This window comes from Acinetobacter sp. LMB-5 (assembly GCF_001541635.1).
GTDB classification, from domain to species: domain Bacteria; phylum Pseudomonadota; class Gammaproteobacteria; order Pseudomonadales; family Moraxellaceae; genus Acinetobacter; species Acinetobacter pittii.
Genome location: NZ_LRDR01000006.1, coordinates 302,177 through 318,158, shown reverse-complemented (window position 1 = coordinate 318,158; position 15,982 = coordinate 302,177). Strand labels below are relative to the sequence as shown.

The following is a 15,982-nucleotide window of genomic DNA, read 5'->3' as shown; positions in this document are numbered from 1 at the left end:
GTTCAAATTATAAAATACCGAGTTGTTCCAATCCCTTATAAGCAATTTCTTTTCGAATAGAACTAGGTATGCCTTTTTTCATTTCTAAATTGAGTGAGAACGCTACAATTTCTCCTTGAGGTTGAACGACCCAGCCTGTTAACCAGCCCACTTGAGGCTCCACATCCCATCCCCAACCACTTTTGGCATAAATTTTCCGTCCATTTTTTTCTTCTATGAACAGCATAGATTGAACTTGTTCTTGCACATTCTTGCTAAAAGGAAGAGTTTTATGGGCTAGTTCATAAGCAAACTGGGCTTCTTGTTGAGGTGTAATTTTAAGTGGACCAACAAGCCAAAAATCATCTACTTTTGAACCAATATCAGCATTACCGAAACCAATGCGTTTTACCTCTTTAGACATAAGATCAAGGCCAATTCGTCGAGCTAGTTCCTGATAAACTGGAATAGCAGAAGCTTTCATCGCATCGCCTAGAGTCATGTCCTTTTCCCAATCAGGAAACAAACGCTTTTGCCCATCCCATTTAAACACTTCAGTTGGTGTTGCTTTATGATGCTCAAGTCCAATCAAAGCATTTAACATCTTAAAGGTAGAGGCGGGAACATATTCGGTTGATGCTCTTTTAAGATCATTGCCATAGACTTCCTCTATTTGCCCACGTTTTATAACTAAAACACCTTCAGTTTGTGCTTGATCAAACAATGATTTAATTTTCTTTGAGTTTTTATTGGTAGAAATTGACTGTATTTGATGCTGTTCTACCGTATTAAAAGAACATGCCGATAAAAACATCGTACCAATGGCAAAGAAAAGAGCTTTTTTAGTCATGAGTCTATGTGGGTTTAAAAGAGTTATTCTTTAATTTAACTTGAATAGAAGTCCTTCTAGATAGAAAAAATGTAAGTTATTTACGAAATTCTATATCTATGCACTACTTTTTAAAATTTTATAAAACGACTATATAAAAAGAAATATATCGAATTTTTCTAAGAACCTAAGTTTTCAACTAGATTAAAAAAGCTGCTTTTTTGAAGGACTTCCCGTTTAACTAGAGTAAAAAATTAAAATCTAATTGAAGTCGCACTTGATAAACTTGATACAGCACTCATTAATAATAAAGCATGTTTGTTTTTATCGAGTTAAAATCAAATGTACTCCAGTATTGCAGACTCTTGTTGATCCGATAGCGTTGTTAATTTTTAGGAATTAGACAGAACTATCAAAGCTAAGAGGAACGCTTAAACCTTATTTATAACTTAGGTAGGGTTGGGTCAAATAAAACTGCAATGAATTTTCTTTTTGAGATAGATAAAGTTTTACATGAATTTACTTCTTATTGTAGTTCTGGGCGCGATTGTTGAAATTGCCGTATGGATTGGCGTAGCACAGTTCATCAGTGGATGGTATGTGTTCTTTTGGTTCATTCTTGCTTTCTTTATTGGTTTGGGGCTTATTCGCAGAAGTACTGCTGGTATTATGCCTCAATTACAGCAAATGCAGATGACTGGCCAACTCGGTAATGACCCAACAGTAACTAAAAAACTTGCTTATGCTTTTGCAGGTTTCTTATTAATGTTGCCAGGCCTTGTTTCTGATGTGTTAGCGGTTTTAATTTTGATCCCTGGTGTTCAAACTGCTTTCCGTAATATAGCCATGAGAACTCTTGCAAAACGCCAACAAGCTATGATGGATAAAATGATGGGAGGTATGGGCGGTAATATGGGTGGGCAAAATCCATTTGCCGATCTAATGCGCCAAATGCAAGATATGCAGAATCAACAAGGTGGTGGTAGCCAAGGTCAATACCGTGATTCAAGCATTATTGACGGAGAAGCGCGAGAAGTCACTCCAGATCACAAGAAAATTGAACATAAAAATAAGGATTAATAAATACCTTATCTAAAGGCCTAAACCTCTAAAGTTTAGGCCTTTTTTATTTTAAGAAGATATAAATTATTTAGTTAGATGTTCAGTCACAACAGAATCTGTTTGAGCCACTTCAGTTGGGCTTTCTTGTGGTTTTGTTTGAGGTTGGTATTTGTTTGAAGCTAAGGCTGTTTGCTTATTCTCAGATTGTTGATAACCTCGGCTTCGGTTGGCTCGTTCGCGAAACCCACCTTTATTAATGAGCTTTGTATGTGACATGCATTTGCCTAAAATGTGAGATTATTCGCTTATTTTAACAAATTTGGCAAAATATCAAAATAAGAAAAATAGTCCTATAAAAATAATATTTAACTTATATATATGTTTTTAATTAATATTTTTTAATTGACTCAATTGTTCATCCAGATTGAATTATCTATTCATTTCACATAGGATAAATATAAAGGATGTATAAATTAAAAAATGTAGCAAACCTATTAAAACAACAACGGTTGAAATGAGGGAAGGAGGGTTACCTATGCTATATCAATACCATTGTGCGTGTTGCGACAAAGTTGTGGCATCGACTGATAAATCATGTCCATATTGTGGTTCACAACATATTCGAAGCCCGTATGGCTTATGGATGTTTTGTGTGATGGCTTGTCTAGCTGTTGTCGTTGTATTTAAAGTTGTCCATATTTATATCCAGAACCATCAAGATACTCCAACGCAGTCAACTTTACTGGATGTATTAAATCAGGATGATAAAACGACAAGACAATAGATTTTGATTACAGCTACAAATGATATGGCGTCAAGGATGATTGCTAGAAGATTAAACCCTACATACCATAAAATTTGAACTATAAATAAAAAAGCCCGCTCAATGGCGGGCTTTTTTACGATTTTATTTTAGAGGCCAGCAGCATCTTTAAGGGCATCAACTTTATCAGTTTTTTCCCAAGTAAATGCAGAGTCAGAACCTTCGCGACCAAAATGACCATAAGCCGCAGTTTGTTTGTACATTGGTTGAAGAAGATCCAACATACGAGTAATACCAAACGGTCTTAAATCGAAATGATCACGTACAAGTTGAATAATCAACTCATCAGAAACTTTTGCTGTACCAAAGGTATTAATTGAAATCGAAGTAGGTTCTGCAACACCAATTGCGTAACTCACTTGAATTTCACATTTGTCAGCAAGACCAGCAGCTACAATATTTTTTGCAACATAACGACCAGCATAAGCGGCAGAACGGTCAACTTTAGATGGATCTTTACCAGAGAAAGCACCACCGCCGTGACGAGCCATACCGCCGTATGTATCAACAATAATTTTACGACCTGTTAAACCACAGTCACCTACAGGGCCGCCAATAACGAACATACCTGTTGGGTTAATGTGGAACTTAGTAGCTGCATGGAACATTTCAGCAGGAATGATCGGTTTAATAATTTCTTCAATAACTGCTTCTTTAAGCTGGCTTTGAGAAATTTCAGGATCGTGCTGAGTAGATAAAACAACGGCATCTAGACGTACAGGCTTGCCATTTTCATAGGCAAAAGTAACTTGGCTTTTTGCATCTGGGCGTAACCATGGCAGGGCACCAGAACGGCGAAGTTCAGCTTGACGCTCCATTAAGCGGTGAGCATAAGAAATCGGCGCAGGCATAAGCACGTCTGTTTCACGGCTTGCATAACCGAACATTAGGCCTTGGTCACCAGCACCTTGATCTTCTGGTTTTTGACGGTCTACACCTTGAGCAATTTCAGGTGATTGTTTACCAATCATATTGATTACAGCACACGTTGACCCATCAAAGCCAAGATCAGAGTGGTGATAACCAATACCGTTAACAGTATTACGAACAACAGCTTCAACATCAATATTAGCAGTCGTTGTTACTTCACCAGCAAGTACAACAGCGCCTGTTTTTACCAGTGTTTCACAAGCAACACGTGCGTATGGGTCTTCTTTTAAGATTGCATCCAAAATAGCGTCGCTAATTTGGTCGGCCATTTTATCGGGATGACCTTCGCTTACAGATTCCGAGGTAAAAACAGCGTACTCGCGCATGAAAGTCCTATCTTGGTTATTTCAAAAGACATAATATGTTACATCGACTTGAGCTTGAGGACCAGTTCATACTGACTAAAAAGCATGAATTTATTTCATTTATAGTGTGTTTTAATTGATAAGTGTATTAGCAAAATTGATATAGAAAGCTTTAATTTAAAGTATTTATATTTTAACAACTTGTTGCTAGTGTGTTTTTTAAACATATAACTTAATAAAAATCTTAAATATCAGAATTTGAATTTTAAAGTAAAGAAACATGATCAACGCATACAAGATTAGCTAATTATTTTATCTATATATCAAAAGCTAACAAGATTAATGTTCTTACATTTAGTCGTTGTGCAGAAAAATGAACACTGTTTTGTATAACTTAAAGATTCAAATGTTTTTTGTGTAACCAAGAAACGGTTAAAAATAAAGAAATATATCGTGTTGGGGTTTACCCTAAGCCTTTTTTTTAAGACAATATAGCGGCATTGAATGGTTATTCATCTTCTTCTTTTCATCAATCTATTAAAATTGGATTCTGATCTATGACGACCCCTTTAAACGAACGTCGTATTGCAAATGCAATTCGTGTATTGGCAATGGATGCTGTGCAACAAGCAAACTCAGGGCATCCAGGTGCTCCAATGGGGATGGCAGATATTGCTGACGTCGTCTGGCGTGAGTTTTTAAATCACAACCCAACAAATCCACAATGGGCAAACCGTGACCGTTTCGTTTTATCAAATGGCCATGGCTCAATGTTGCAATACGCTTTGCTTCATTTAACAGGTTATGATCTTTCAATTGAAGATTTAAAACAGTTCCGTCAATTGCATTCTAGAACTCCTGGTCATCCTGAATATGGCTATGCACCGGGTGTAGAGACGACAACTGGTCCTTTAGGTCAAGGTATTGCTAATGCTGTTGGTTTTGCTTTAGCAGAAAAAACATTGGCTGCTCAATTTAATAAAGATGATTTAAAAGTTGTTGACCATTTCACTTACTGTTTCTTAGGTGATGGCTGTTTAATGGAAGGTATTTCTCATGAAGTATGTTCTTTAGCTGGCACATTACAACTTGGTAAATTGATTGCTTATTATGATGATAATGGCATTTCAATTGATGGTGAAGTAGAAGGCTGGTTCAGCGACGATACAGAAGAGCGTTTCAAAGCCTATGGTTGGCAAGTTCTTCGTGTAGATGGTCATGATGCTGATGCGATTCGTCAAGCGACAATCGAAGCAAAAGCTGAAACTCAAAAACCAACAATCATTATGTGTAAAACGATTATTGGTTTAGGTTCACCGAATAAGCAGGGTAAAGAAGACTGTCATGGTGCGCCATTAGGTAAAGATGAAATTACTTTAACTCGTGAAGCATTAGGCTGGAACGAAGAAGCATTTGTTATTCCTGCTGATGTATATGCTGCATGGGATGCAAAAGCAAAAGGTAGTGAATCTGAAGCAGCTTGGAATGCGGTATTTGCACAATATCAAGCAAAATATCCAACCGAAGCGGCTGAGTTACTTCGTCGTATCAGTGGTGAATTACCAGCAGAATTTGCAGCGCAAGCAGATGCTTTCATTCGTGAAACAAATGCGAAAGGCGAGACAATTGCAACTCGTAAAGCAAGCCAAAATACATTACAAGCATTTGGTCCTTTATTACCTGAATTGTTAGGTGGTTCTGCTGACTTAGCAGGTTCTAACTTAACACTTTGGAAAGGTTGCCAAGGTGTTCAAGAAAACCCAGCGGGTAACTACGTATATTATGGCGTACGTGAATTCGGTATGACTGCAATCGCTAATGGCGTTGCTTTACATGGCGGTTTCGTTCCTTACGTTGCAACATTCTTAATGTTTATGGAATATGCACGTAATGCGGTACGTATGTCTGCCTTGATGAAACAACGTGTAATTCATGTTTATACACATGACTCAATCGGTCTGGGTGAAGATGGTCCAACTCACCAACCAATTGAACAAATTGCTTCATTACGTGGTACACCTAACTTAAATACATGGCGCCCTGCGGATACTGTAGAAACGGCAATTGCTTGGAAGTCTGCTCTAGAGCGCAAAGATGGTCCTACAGCACTTATTTTCTCTCGTCAAAACTTACCGTTCCAAACACGTTCTGAAGAGCAAATTCAAAACGCTGCAAAAGGTGGTTATGTACTTGCTCAAGAAAAAGGCGAATTAAAAGCAATTATTATTGCAACTGGTTCTGAAATTTCTTTAGCAATGGAAGCTTATGCACAACTTGAAGGTGTGCGTGTAGTTTCTATGCCATGTGCAGAAGAGTTTATGAAGCAAGATGCTGCATACCGTGAAGCAGTATTACCGGCTCATATCCGTGCGCGTGTTGCTGTTGAAGCGGCTCATGTTGACTATTGGTGGAAGTTTGTTGGTCTTGATGGCAAAGTAATTGGTATGACAACTTATGGTGAGTCAGCACCAGCAAAAGATTTGTTCCAATTCTTTGGTATTACGACTGAAGCTGTTGTTGCAGCTGTAAAAGAATTAACTGCTTAAATATTAAAGTAGTGTAAAAAAGCGCTTTAGATAGAGCGCTTTTTTATTTGAGAAGTTAAATAGTGAGTTCTGTTTGGATATTAATCTGAGAGGTTAATAACTTATGAATAGGGCAATTCTCTGCAACTTTTAGTAATCGCTTATGCTGGTCTTCAGTAAATTCACCTTTGAGTGTAATTTTTCGTTCAATATTATTTTGGCCTTTTTCAGGTTCGCCATTAGGGTTTAATGCTAAATCCACTTGAACATGCTCAAGCTTAATACCTTTAAGATTCGCATACATTTCTAAAGTAATGGTGGTACAAGCTCCTAAAGCGGATAATAAAATCTGAACCGGGTTTGGAGCAGTATCTAGGCCACCTTTATCAGTTGGTTCATCTGCAAACCATTGATGACCTGAAGGATCGGTGAGAGTTACCCGATATGGAGTGGAAGTACTTTGTGCTTGAGCAGTATTAGCCATGTTTTACCTTATTATGAATCAATAAATTTGAAGTAAAAATGAAATTCTAGAATTCGAACACGGTATGACATTACCGCTACTTTATAATATTAGTTTTAAATAATAACTGTAACGCTTTTATTGTTGCATGGATGAAACATATCGTTTTATAAAGAATGATGAATTAAATTACTTGATGTATACACTAACGACTATATCAATAAAGGATACGAAAAATGCATCTTAAAACATTAAGCTTCGGTTTGGCAGTAGCATTAGCTAGTTCAGTTACTTTAGCTGCACCAGTAGACTACAAAATTGACCCAACACATACAGCTACTGTTTTCTCATGGAATCACTTTGGTTTCTCTACTCCAAGCGCTAACTTCTCGGATATCCAAGGTGTAATTAAAGTTGATAATGCTAAACCAGCAAACTCATCTGTAAACGTGACTATTCCTTTAAGTAGCGTAAATACAAACGTGCCTGCTTTAGATAAAGAGTTCCAAGAAGAAGCTTGGTTTAATGCAGCTAAATATCCAAATATTACGTTTAAAAGTACTAAAGTTGAAACCAAAGACAAAAAGCACTTTAAAATTACTGGTGACTTAACTGTTAAAGGTGTAACTAAGCCAGTTGTACTTGATGCTGTTTTAAACAAGCAGGGCGAGCACCCAATGGCTAAAGTTCCAGCAATTGGTTTTAATGCGACAACTTCATTCAAGCGTTCTGACTTTGGTTTAGGAAGTTATGTGCCTAATGTTGGCGATAAGATCACTGTAAATATTACGACAGAAGCAACTGCTGCTAATGCAGCTAAAAAATAAGCTATAAGTTTTCTAAAAAGCCCTCAAATATGAGGGCTTTTTTATTTAGACTGGCTCTTTTTTATCTGGGGCTATAAATACTAAAGGCGCTGAAGGATCGATATTTCTTTTCTGCGATTTTTCTCTTAAGAACTGGTAAGTAGGAACTTTTCTTTTTGCCTGATCGCGCAGTTTCTTTTTAATATAAAGAACCAGAGCAAAACATGTAGTTGCAACGGTCAACATCATACCATTCATATAGCTCATGATTGAGCTTACATAGCCAATAGTCGTTAAACGATGCATCATACGTTCAACTTGAGTGCTACTTTCAATGCCCGTAATTGCCCAACTGCATAGATGTTCACAGTTATTAATAATCAAATGATAGTGATTTTCATGCATACGCGAACGCATTCGGCGAACGACAATCTTTCCTTTATAACGAGGTTTGTCATAAGAACGGACGTGTATTTTTTTGCCATGCGAGAAAGCATCTATTGACGTGATTTCAATCGGGCGTTTTTTGATGAAATGAGCTAAGCCGGAATAATGGATAACTCGACCTCTCCCTGCATATATACCATGATGGCTATAGCCGAGATGCTTTACGATGAGGTGAGCCCCTAAAGGGTAGCGTTTATTCGGTTGTTGCATGCTTACGCTGATCCAATAAAGTGTAAATGGCTTTTATTGAAAAGCTGCTAAACATTATAACCAATATCAGCAATTTGGAGTGTATTGATTACGTCGAATGAAGGAATTTGATGCATATCCAATCTATTCATATTTCTTGTATATAATTTAAGAACTTAATATGAAGGGAAAATGTCATGTCAGGTGATGTTAAATGAAATGGGTCGTCGGGTGCTTAGCTTTATATGGGCTTTTGTTTCAGACTGCATATGCTATAGCGCATCAGCAGATTAAAACGGTGGAAGGTGACCAATACGATGTGGTCTCTATTAGCGATTTTAAAGCATTGCGCCTGTTTTTAAGAAATCCTCATAATCAACAATATTACAAAAGTTTTAACAATGTTCAGGAGCAATTAAAGCAGTGCCAGCAACTTAACTTTGCAATGAATGCAGGGATGTTTCATATAGGATTTTCTCCCGTAGGGCTATATGTTGAAAAGGCTAAGGTAATTCAACCCTTAAATGAGCATAAAGGATTGGGAAATTTCTTTTTACAGCCGAATGGTGTATTAGCTTGGAATAAAAAACAGGCCTTTGTTTTAACTACGCAAAAATATAGCCGACAAAATTTGAAAGTTGATTATGCAACCCAATCTGGGCCAATGTTAGTTATTGATGGAAAGATAAATTCTCTTTTTTTACCAGACTCTCAATCAAAGAAAATTCGTAATGGAGTCGGTATACGGGATAATAAACTCTACTTTGTAATATCGAAAAATAGGGTGAATTTCTATAATTTTGCCAAGTTTTTTCAAGGAAATCTTAAAGTCGAGCAGGCCTTATATCTCGATGGTTCTATTTCTAGTTTATATCTGCAAAAGAACAGACGGAATGATCAGCAATTTCAAATGGGACCAATGGTCGGTTGGGTAGGCGAGTCCAGTTGTGCATTAAAGTGAAATATAAAAAAGCCAGTACAAGACTGGCTTTTTAATTAATGAATAGATGGTTTTTGAGTGAGTTCATTTAACTCTTTTCGGCTATAACCACGGGAAATAAGAACTTTTTTAATTCCCTTAATGACATCTTCATCTGTTGCTTGTGCAAGTGCACTTAGAAGTTGTTCATTAGTTTTACATGAGCAGTCATTTTCAACACAAGCAGTTTGGTTTTTATGCTCGTTATGCTGTTGATCTGCCAAGAACAGCTTTTGCCAAAAACTCATAGAGCCTTCATATACAACCTAACATAGCTCGAAATATAGCCAATCTAAAATAAAATACAAGACTCCATAAGTGATAAATCCACCAATTGAACTCGAGAATTTTCGATGGGAATGCTTGAGTTAAACGAAATTATGACGAATAGATGACTTGATATTTTTTGAAAATTTAAATACTTAACTAATAAAACGTTAAAAAATAAGGAGGTATGTAGCCTCCTTATTTAAAACTTTACAATGAAAGATTTTGTTTAAATCTTCTCAAGTAAAACACCAGACTCGACATGATGCGTATAAGGGAACTGATCAAATAAGGCGAATTTAGTCACTTGATGAGTTTGACTGAGAGTTTTTAAATTTTCATATAGCGTGTCAGGGTTACATGAAATGTAGATAATACGTTCAAAACCTTGTAAAAGTTTTAAAGTCTCATCATCAATTCCTGCGCGTGGAGGATCTACAAATACGGTGTCAAAGTCATAGCTCTGAATATCAATATTTGCTTCTTGTAGACGACGGAATTCTCGTTCACCTTGATAAGCCTGAGTAAACTCTTCAGCAGATAGACGTGCTACCTGAATATTATCAATTTGGTTTTGTTCAATGTTCCATTGAGCTGCATAAACAGAGGATTTTGCAAGCTCGGTAGCCAATACTCGTTCGAACTTTAAAGAGAGCGGAAGCGTAAAATTACCATTACCGCAATAAAGTTCTAATAAGTGTTTTTTCGAACCCTCAGCTGCATCACATGCCCATTGCAGCATTTTTTTGCAAACTTGCGCATTAGGCTGGGTAAAGCTACTTTCAATTTGTTTATATTTAAATGAACGATTTAATAGTTCGAATTCTTCAACAACGAAATCATCGCCAATAACAATTTTCTGGCCACGACTACGGCCCATAATCTTAATATCTAATTTATCGGCAAGCGCTTTAGCGGCTTGTTCCCATTCTTGATCCAGTTTACGATGATAAATTAGGGTAACCAACATTTCTCCGCTAAGTGTTGCGAGGAAGTCAGCTTCAAATAAACGGTTAGAGAGCTTAGGCTCAGCCTTAAGTTCTTCCAAGAGTTTTGGCATTAAATCATTGATGCTTTGATCTGCAATTGGAAACTCATCAATGCATACAACGGTTTTTTGCTTGTCGTCATCGTTACGCTCAAACATGGCATAGAACATATCATTTTCTGTATGCCAGATACGAAATTCAGCACGCATACGGAAATGTTGTTCAGGTGATTCAAACACTTCTAATGTAGGTGGTGTAAATTCAGAAAATTGAGTAGTAATGCGATCAATTTTAGCTTGAAGTTGTTGACGATAAGAAGAGGTCATAGACAAAGAAAATTTAGACAGAATCAAATAGTGAATGGTATCAAAAAAATTGAGCTTACAGGAGCCAATTTTAACCAGATATACATAAGAGAAAAGGAGGTACCTAAACTAGAGATGATTTAAAACGCGATTAATAAAGTCTGATTTTATTGTTCTATATTGATCGGGGTCTAAATGGCTACACTGTAATTTTAATTGATTATATTCATTGACCAATGTGGGTGAGCTTATAAGCTTATTTTTAAATGTTAAGAAAAATGTAAATACTGAATCCGTGACTACAATTTGAAAAGCTACATCATCATTGTTAAGTGATTCGAGCATACAAAGCTCATGTGTTCTTAATGTGTTTTGTTTTTCGATAAAGTTAAGTGTTTTTAATTGTTCTATTGCGAATTCAAATTGCTCAGGTATAACTTCAATATAAATATCTAAATCACCTTTTGAAATTGCATTCGGTATTGCAGATGAACCAATGTGCTCAATTTTGGCAAATGTTAGAAGTGTGGAAATTTCTTTTTGATATGAATTAAAAAGTTGAGTGCATCTTTGTTGATACTGTTCTGGTTCTAAAAAGATCATTATTAGAATCTCGAATTGATAAAATTTATATATTTAGGAATAGGTTACTTTATTAAATAAAAAAGCCCAAATACTGAGATTTGGGCTTTTTTTTTGAAAATTATCGATTAATCAGTCATTGTCATTAAGCTTGCGTTACCACCAGCTGCAGCTGTATTCACACTAATTGCACGTTCAATCACTAAACGCTCAAGTGGAATAGTTTCATTCGGCTCAACATGGGTAATACCGACAATTGCACCAGAACGAGTAGCAATCTCTTGCTGTAATGAGAAGATCTCTTCGCGATTACCATGATGTAAAACTGCATCAAAATCATCTGATGTGATATTTTTAACTGTAGTAATTGCAGCAAGCACATCTTTTGGCAAAGTTTGTTTGTATTTTGCCAATAATGGGCTATTTGGCATTACTGCTGCTTGGCTACCCACTGCAAAAATTGCGAGCAACTGATACAACTGATTTTGTTCAGTGTCTGCAATTGAAAGCACACGATGACGCGGCAAAATAATATATTGGTTACTTTCGCCAGTAGGGCCTTGTAACTCATAGAATTTACCTACACCAAATGGTTCAATCTCACGATTTGCTTGCGGTAAATGCTGTTTCGCCCAATTTTGTAAGCTCTTATAAACCTCACGGTTAAAGCCTTCAAAAGCAGTTTGCTCATTCTTCATAGCAAATGGTGTTGCCAATACTTTGTTTGAACACTGCTGCATTAAGCGATACATGTAAAGCGGACCACCAGCTTTCGGGCCTGTACCAGATAGACCTTCACCACCGAATGGTTGTACACCAACGACAGCACCAACAATATTACGGTTGATATAAAGGTTACCCACTTCAGCATGCTGAATGACTGTTTGGATGGTTTCATCAATACGGGTATGTAGACCCATTGTTAAACCATAACCTTTGGCATTAATACGTGAGATCAACTGCTCAAGCTCGCCATACTTATAGGTAATGATGTGGAGAACTGGACCAAAAACTTCGCGCTGCAAATCATCAAGGTTAGGGAGTTCAATTGCTGTTGGTACAACAAAAGTTCCTTTATCCAGTTCATTCTGACTTGTTGCACCAAACATCAACTGATGTACTGGATAGCCTTTCGACTTCATTTTTTGGATGTGTTGATCAATCGTCTGTTTTGCTTCGTCATCAATAACAGGACCAATGTCAGTTTTTAAAATCGCAGGGTTACCTACGATCAACTGTTGCATTGCGCCTTTAAGCATTTTAATAACGGTTGCAGCACTGTCTTCTTGCACACATAAAATACGTAAAGCAGAGCAACGTTGACCCGCGCTATCAAAAGCAGAACTTACAACATCGAGTACGACTTGTTCAGTTAATGCTGATGAGTCCACAATCATTGCATTTTGACCGCCAGTCTCTGCAATGAGAGGAATAGATTGACCATTTTCAGATAAACGTTTCGCAACAGTTTTCTGTAAAATTTTTGCAACTTCAGTCGAGCCAGTAAACATAATGCCATCGATACGGCTATCTTGGCTAAGCTGAGCACCAACTGTCTCACCGCGGCCAGGAAGTAACTGTACAGCACCATGTGGAATACCAGCTTCCCATAAAATCTGAACTGCTTGAGCTGCGATTAATGGGGTTTGTTCAGCAGGTTTAGCAATAACGCAGTTACCACTGACTAATGCTGCAGCAATTTGACCAGAGAAAATTGCAAGAGGGAAGTTCCACGGGCTAATACAAAGTACAGTACCTAAAGGCTGAATAGCTGTATTTGCAGGAAGATTCTCAACTTGAGTTGCGTAGTAACGCAAGAAATCTACAGCTTCACGAACTTCTGCAATCGCATTGGCATAAGTTTTCCCACTTTCACGGCAAAGCAAAACCATCAATTCTTGAATGCGGCTTTCCATTAGGTCAGCTGCACGTTTTAAGTATTGAGCACGCTGTTCTTTAGGCGTATTCGACCATTCTGATTGAGCTTGTTCAGCTGCATTAAGCGCAATTTCAACATGCTTAAGATCAGCTTCTTGCACATAACCAACAATTTCATCATTTTGTGCTGGGTTTGTAATTGCAACAGAATGACCTTGCTCTAACGACTCGTTATTTGCCAATAATGGATGACTTTGCCAAATACGATTACGTAATTCTTGAGCTGTGCTGTCTAAAGCTGCAAGTGGAGTATCGTTTGCTAAATCATAACCTTTAGAGTTTTTACGAAGTGTTCCGTACATATCTAAAGGTAGAGGAATAGATGGGTGTTTTAAACCAACTGAACCTTCAAGCTTAGCTGCATTATGAATATCATAAATTGGAGACTGAATAAGGTCTTCAACTTTAAGTGTCTTATCGGCAATACGGTTAACGAATGAAGTATTCGCACCATTTTCGAGTAAACGACGTACTAAATAAGCTAACAACGTTTCATGGTTACCAACGGGTGCATAAATACGGCATGGTACGCCTAATTTATTTTGCTCACGTGGACCAACAACTTGTTCATAAAGCGGTTCGCCCATGCCATGTAAGCATTGGAATTCATATTGACCAGCATAATATTTGCTTGGATCAGCTAGATGATAGATCGTTGCCAATGTTTGAGCATTATGAGTTGCAAATTGCGGATAGATAAACTCAGGTGCTGCAAGTAATTTTTTAGCACACGCGATATAAGATAAGTCTGTATGTACTTTACGGGTAAAGACAGGGTAGTCATCCATACCTTCGATTTGCGCTTTCTTAATTTCGCTATCCCAATATGCACCTTTCACAAGACGAATCATGAGACGCTTTTGGCTGCGTTTAGCAAGGTCAATAATATAATCAACTACGAAGAAACAGCGTTTTTGGTAAGCTTGAATAACGAAGCCAATACCTTTCCAGTTTGCAAGTTCTGGCTCGAAGCAAAGACGTTCTAGTAACTCAAGAGAAATTTCTAAACGTTCTGATTCTTCAGCATCGATATTTAAGCCAATATTGTACTTTTTAGCTAAACGAGCGAGTTCAAATACTTTGCCGTAAAGTTCTTGATGAACACGTTCAATTTGCGCGCGTTGATAGCGAGGGTGTAAAGCAGAAAGCTTAATTGAAATGCCTGGGCCATCATAAACGCCTTTACCATTAGATGCTCTACCAATTGCATGAATGGCTTGTGTGTAATCGTTAAAGTAGCGTTCAGCATCATGTTCGGTTAAAGCTGCTTCACCTAACATATCGTAAGAATAGCGGAAACCTTTGTCTTCGAGTACTTTCGCATGGTCTACAGCTTCTTCGATGGTTTCACCAGTTACAAACTGCTCACCCATCATACGCATTGCAACGTCAACAGCTTTACGAATAATACCACGTCCACTGCGTGCTAAAAGGCCAGTAAGTACACTTGAAAGACTGGTTTGCTTTGGAGTTTCCATCAGCTTACCAGTTAACATGAGGCCCCATGCTGCAGCATTTACAAACATTAAGCTGCTTTGGCCAACATGTTCTTTCCAGTTACCTTGATTGATTTTATCTCGAATAAGCAAATCACGTGTTGCTGAGTCTGGAATACGAAGCAAAGCTTCGGCAAGACACATGAGCGCCACGCCTTCTTGTGAAGAAAGAGAGAATTCTTGTAATAACCCTTGAACAATACCTGCTTTACCCGAAGAGGTCTTGCGTTCACGTAAATTATTAGCAAGATTAAAAGCTAGGTCATAAATTTTATGATCTAAATCATCAGATACCGCAGCAGCTTGTAATAGCTCTTCTACAGCTTCTGGTTCAGCACGTCGCCAAGCTGTATTAATGCGTTGTTCAAACTCACTTTTATCGTTAAATTCGGTGATATAGCCTTGGTGAGATTTATCCATTTGATGAAAAGTATCCATTGTGTTCATATCTGTTTCCGCCAACCAGCTCTCGTAAACTCATCTTGAGTAGAGAGGTTTAGATAATTTATCATTACAGAAGAAACACCGAATAACTCACTATATTTAGCCCATTTTTTAGAGGAAAATTCAGATGAATGGCCCAATTTTAAGCCTTGACCGCACTGATTTAAAAATTTTGGATATTCTTCAAACAGATGGGCGAATTTCTAATAGTAAATTGGCGGAACTTGTTAACTTGTCGCCAACAGCAGTGATGGCACGAGTTCAAAAATTAACGAAAGATGAATTCATCTTAGGATATGAAGCTAAATTGAATCCAATCAAGTTAAACGCAAATTTTTTGGTGTTCGTAGAGGTGCTATTAGATAAGACTACCCCCAATGTTTTAGATGAGTTTATTGATGCTGTGGTTCACTATCCTGAAATTGTTGAGTGCCATATGGTGAGTGGTGGGTTTGATTTTTTAATTAAATTACGAAGTGGCAGCATGGAAGAGTTTAGACGAATTGCGGGGCAGGTACTGTGGCAATTACCAGGGGTAAAAGAGACTCGTAGTTATCCTGTCATGCAAGTTGTAAAAGATACTTCAAAAATTAAAATCAAAACTAAAAATAAATAAAGGGGCCG

At 37.4% G+C, this 15,982-nt stretch carries 15 protein-coding genes; 6 read left to right on the top strand and 9 right to left on the bottom strand.

All coding sequences use genetic code 11. The features are described from left to right. Nucleotides 1–7: 7 nt before the first annotated feature. Nucleotides 8–829, bottom strand: a complete 822-nt coding sequence (gene blaOXA / locus AW165_RS10410) for an OXA-213 family carbapenem-hydrolyzing class D beta-lactamase (protein ID WP_060465766.1) — start codon at nt 827–829, stop codon at nt 8–10. A gap of 492 nt (nt 830–1,321) precedes the next feature. On the opposite strand from blaOXA, the gene AW165_RS10405 reads away from it, so the two are divergent. Further along, a complete protein-coding gene (locus tag AW165_RS10405) occupies nt 1,322–1,888 on the top strand; it encodes an FxsA family protein (RefSeq protein WP_002121432.1) in 567 nt (188 codons plus the stop codon). Nucleotides 1,889–1,954: 66 nt separating this feature from the next. Here the strand turns inward: AW165_RS10405 and AW165_RS10400 are convergent, their stop codons facing one another. Further along, nucleotides 1,955–2,146 (bottom strand): hypothetical protein, encoded by a 192-nt coding sequence (locus AW165_RS10400; RefSeq protein WP_032034812.1) that lies wholly within the window; start codon nt 2,144–2,146, stop codon nt 1,955–1,957. Between the two features lie 259 nt (nt 2,147–2,405). Between AW165_RS10400 and AW165_RS19940 the strand changes: the two genes are divergently transcribed. Continuing rightward, nucleotides 2,406–2,654, top strand: coding sequence for a hypothetical protein (locus AW165_RS19940; protein WP_002121448.1), 249 nt, complete (start codon nt 2,406–2,408; stop codon nt 2,652–2,654). A gap of 128 nt (nt 2,655–2,782) precedes the next feature. On the opposite strand, the gene metK is transcribed toward AW165_RS19940, so the two are convergent. Further along, nucleotides 2,783–3,949 carry a methionine adenosyltransferase gene (gene metK / locus AW165_RS10390; protein WP_005069601.1) on the bottom strand — a complete coding sequence of 389 codons (1,167 nt, stop codon included), beginning with the start codon at nt 3,947–3,949 and terminating at the stop codon, nt 2,783–2,785. Between the two features lie 536 nt (nt 3,950–4,485). Here metK and tkt point away from each other — a divergent pair. Continuing rightward, a complete protein-coding gene (gene tkt / locus AW165_RS10385; RefSeq protein ID WP_060465765.1) occupies nt 4,486–6,474 on the top strand; it encodes a transketolase in 1,989 nt (662 codons plus the stop codon). 55 nt (nt 6,475–6,529) lie between these two features. Here tkt and AW165_RS10380 read toward each other — a convergent pair whose 3' ends face one another. Beyond that, nucleotides 6,530–6,937 carry an OsmC family protein gene (locus tag AW165_RS10380; RefSeq protein WP_060465764.1) on the bottom strand — a complete coding sequence of 136 codons (408 nt, stop codon included), beginning with the start codon at nt 6,935–6,937 and terminating at the stop codon, nt 6,530–6,532. Nucleotides 6,938–7,152: 215 nt separating this feature from the next. Between AW165_RS10380 and AW165_RS10375 the strand changes: the two genes are divergently transcribed. Beyond that, nucleotides 7,153–7,743: a YceI family protein gene (locus AW165_RS10375; protein WP_002121395.1), complete on the top strand. Its 591-nt coding sequence runs from the start codon at nt 7,153–7,155 to the stop codon at nt 7,741–7,743. A 45-nt stretch (nt 7,744–7,788) separates the two neighbouring features. Here the strand turns inward: AW165_RS10375 and AW165_RS10370 are convergent, their stop codons facing one another. Beyond that, a complete protein-coding gene (locus AW165_RS10370; RefSeq protein ID WP_060465763.1) occupies nt 7,789–8,379 on the bottom strand; it encodes a lecithin retinol acyltransferase family protein in 591 nt (196 codons plus the stop codon). Nucleotides 8,380–8,572: 193 nt separating this feature from the next. On the opposite strand from AW165_RS10370, the gene AW165_RS10365 reads away from it, so the two are divergent. Beyond that, on the top strand, nt 8,573–9,319 hold the full coding sequence (locus tag AW165_RS10365; protein ID WP_060465762.1) for a phosphodiester glycosidase family protein: 747 nt from the start codon (nt 8,573–8,575) through the stop codon (nt 9,317–9,319). A 35-nt stretch (nt 9,320–9,354) separates the two neighbouring features. Here AW165_RS10365 and AW165_RS10360 read toward each other — a convergent pair whose 3' ends face one another. From AW165_RS10360 to putA, 4 genes are all read right to left on the bottom strand, one after another. Continuing rightward, nucleotides 9,355–9,585 carry a hypothetical protein gene (locus AW165_RS10360; protein ID WP_000011679.1) on the bottom strand — a complete coding sequence of 77 codons (231 nt, stop codon included), beginning with the start codon at nt 9,583–9,585 and terminating at the stop codon, nt 9,355–9,357. Between the two features lie 248 nt (nt 9,586–9,833). Further along, nucleotides 9,834–10,919 (bottom strand): tRNA (uridine(54)-C5)-methyltransferase TrmA, encoded by a 1,086-nt coding sequence (gene trmA, locus AW165_RS10355; RefSeq protein WP_060465761.1) that lies wholly within the window; start codon nt 10,917–10,919, stop codon nt 9,834–9,836. 108 nt (nt 10,920–11,027) lie between these two features. Next, nucleotides 11,028–11,501: a GrpB family protein gene (locus AW165_RS10350; RefSeq protein WP_060465760.1), complete on the bottom strand. Its 474-nt coding sequence runs from the start codon at nt 11,499–11,501 to the stop codon at nt 11,028–11,030. Nucleotides 11,502–11,608: 107 nt separating this feature from the next. Beyond that, entirely contained in the window at nt 11,609–15,361 is a 3,753-nt protein-coding gene (gene putA, locus AW165_RS10345) for a trifunctional transcriptional regulator/proline dehydrogenase/L-glutamate gamma-semialdehyde dehydrogenase (RefSeq protein ID WP_060465759.1), read from the bottom strand. A 124-nt stretch (nt 15,362–15,485) separates the two neighbouring features. Here putA and AW165_RS10340 point away from each other — a divergent pair, with 124 nt between their 5' ends. Then, the gene (locus AW165_RS10340; protein WP_060465758.1) at nt 15,486–15,974 is read left to right on the top strand and encodes an Lrp/AsnC ligand binding domain-containing protein; all 489 of its coding nucleotides are present in this window, start codon (nt 15,486–15,488) and stop codon (nt 15,972–15,974) included. Nucleotides 15,975–15,982: the final 8 nt, after the last annotated feature.

Excerpts from the sequence above, each read along its gene's own strand:
- blaOXA (WP_060465766.1), bottom strand. The coding sequence starts at position 829 with ATGACTAAAAAAGCTCTTTTCTTTGCCATTGGTACGATGTTTTTATCG.
- AW165_RS10405 (WP_002121432.1), top strand. The coding sequence starts at position 1,322 with ATGAATTTACTTCTTATTGTAGTTCTGGGCGCGATTGTTGAAATTGCC.
- AW165_RS10400 (WP_032034812.1), bottom strand. The coding sequence starts at position 2,146 with ATGTCACATACAAAGCTCATTAATAAAGGTGGGTTTCGCGAACGAGCC.
- AW165_RS19940 (WP_002121448.1), top strand. The coding sequence starts at position 2,406 with ATGCTATATCAATACCATTGTGCGTGTTGCGACAAAGTTGTGGCATCG.
- metK (WP_005069601.1), bottom strand. The coding sequence starts at position 3,949 with ATGCGCGAGTACGCTGTTTTTACCTCGGAATCTGTAAGCGAAGGTCAT.
- tkt (WP_060465765.1), top strand. The coding sequence starts at position 4,486 with ATGACGACCCCTTTAAACGAACGTCGTATTGCAAATGCAATTCGTGTA.
- AW165_RS10380 (WP_060465764.1), bottom strand. The coding sequence starts at position 6,937 with ATGGCTAATACTGCTCAAGCACAAAGTACTTCCACTCCATATCGGGTA.
- AW165_RS10375 (WP_002121395.1), top strand. The coding sequence starts at position 7,153 with ATGCATCTTAAAACATTAAGCTTCGGTTTGGCAGTAGCATTAGCTAGT.
- AW165_RS10370 (WP_060465763.1), bottom strand. The coding sequence starts at position 8,379 with ATGCAACAACCGAATAAACGCTACCCTTTAGGGGCTCACCTCATCGTA.
- AW165_RS10365 (WP_060465762.1), top strand. The coding sequence starts at position 8,573 with ATGAAATGGGTCGTCGGGTGCTTAGCTTTATATGGGCTTTTGTTTCAG.
- AW165_RS10360 (WP_000011679.1), bottom strand. The coding sequence starts at position 9,585 with ATGAGTTTTTGGCAAAAGCTGTTCTTGGCAGATCAACAGCATAACGAG.
- trmA (WP_060465761.1), bottom strand. The coding sequence starts at position 10,919 with ATGACCTCTTCTTATCGTCAACAACTTCAAGCTAAAATTGATCGCATT.
- AW165_RS10350 (WP_060465760.1), bottom strand. The coding sequence starts at position 11,501 with ATGATCTTTTTAGAACCAGAACAGTATCAACAAAGATGCACTCAACTT.
- putA (WP_060465759.1), bottom strand. The coding sequence starts at position 15,361 with ATGAACACAATGGATACTTTTCATCAAATGGATAAATCTCACCAAGGC.
- AW165_RS10340 (WP_060465758.1), top strand. The coding sequence starts at position 15,486 with ATGAATGGCCCAATTTTAAGCCTTGACCGCACTGATTTAAAAATTTTG.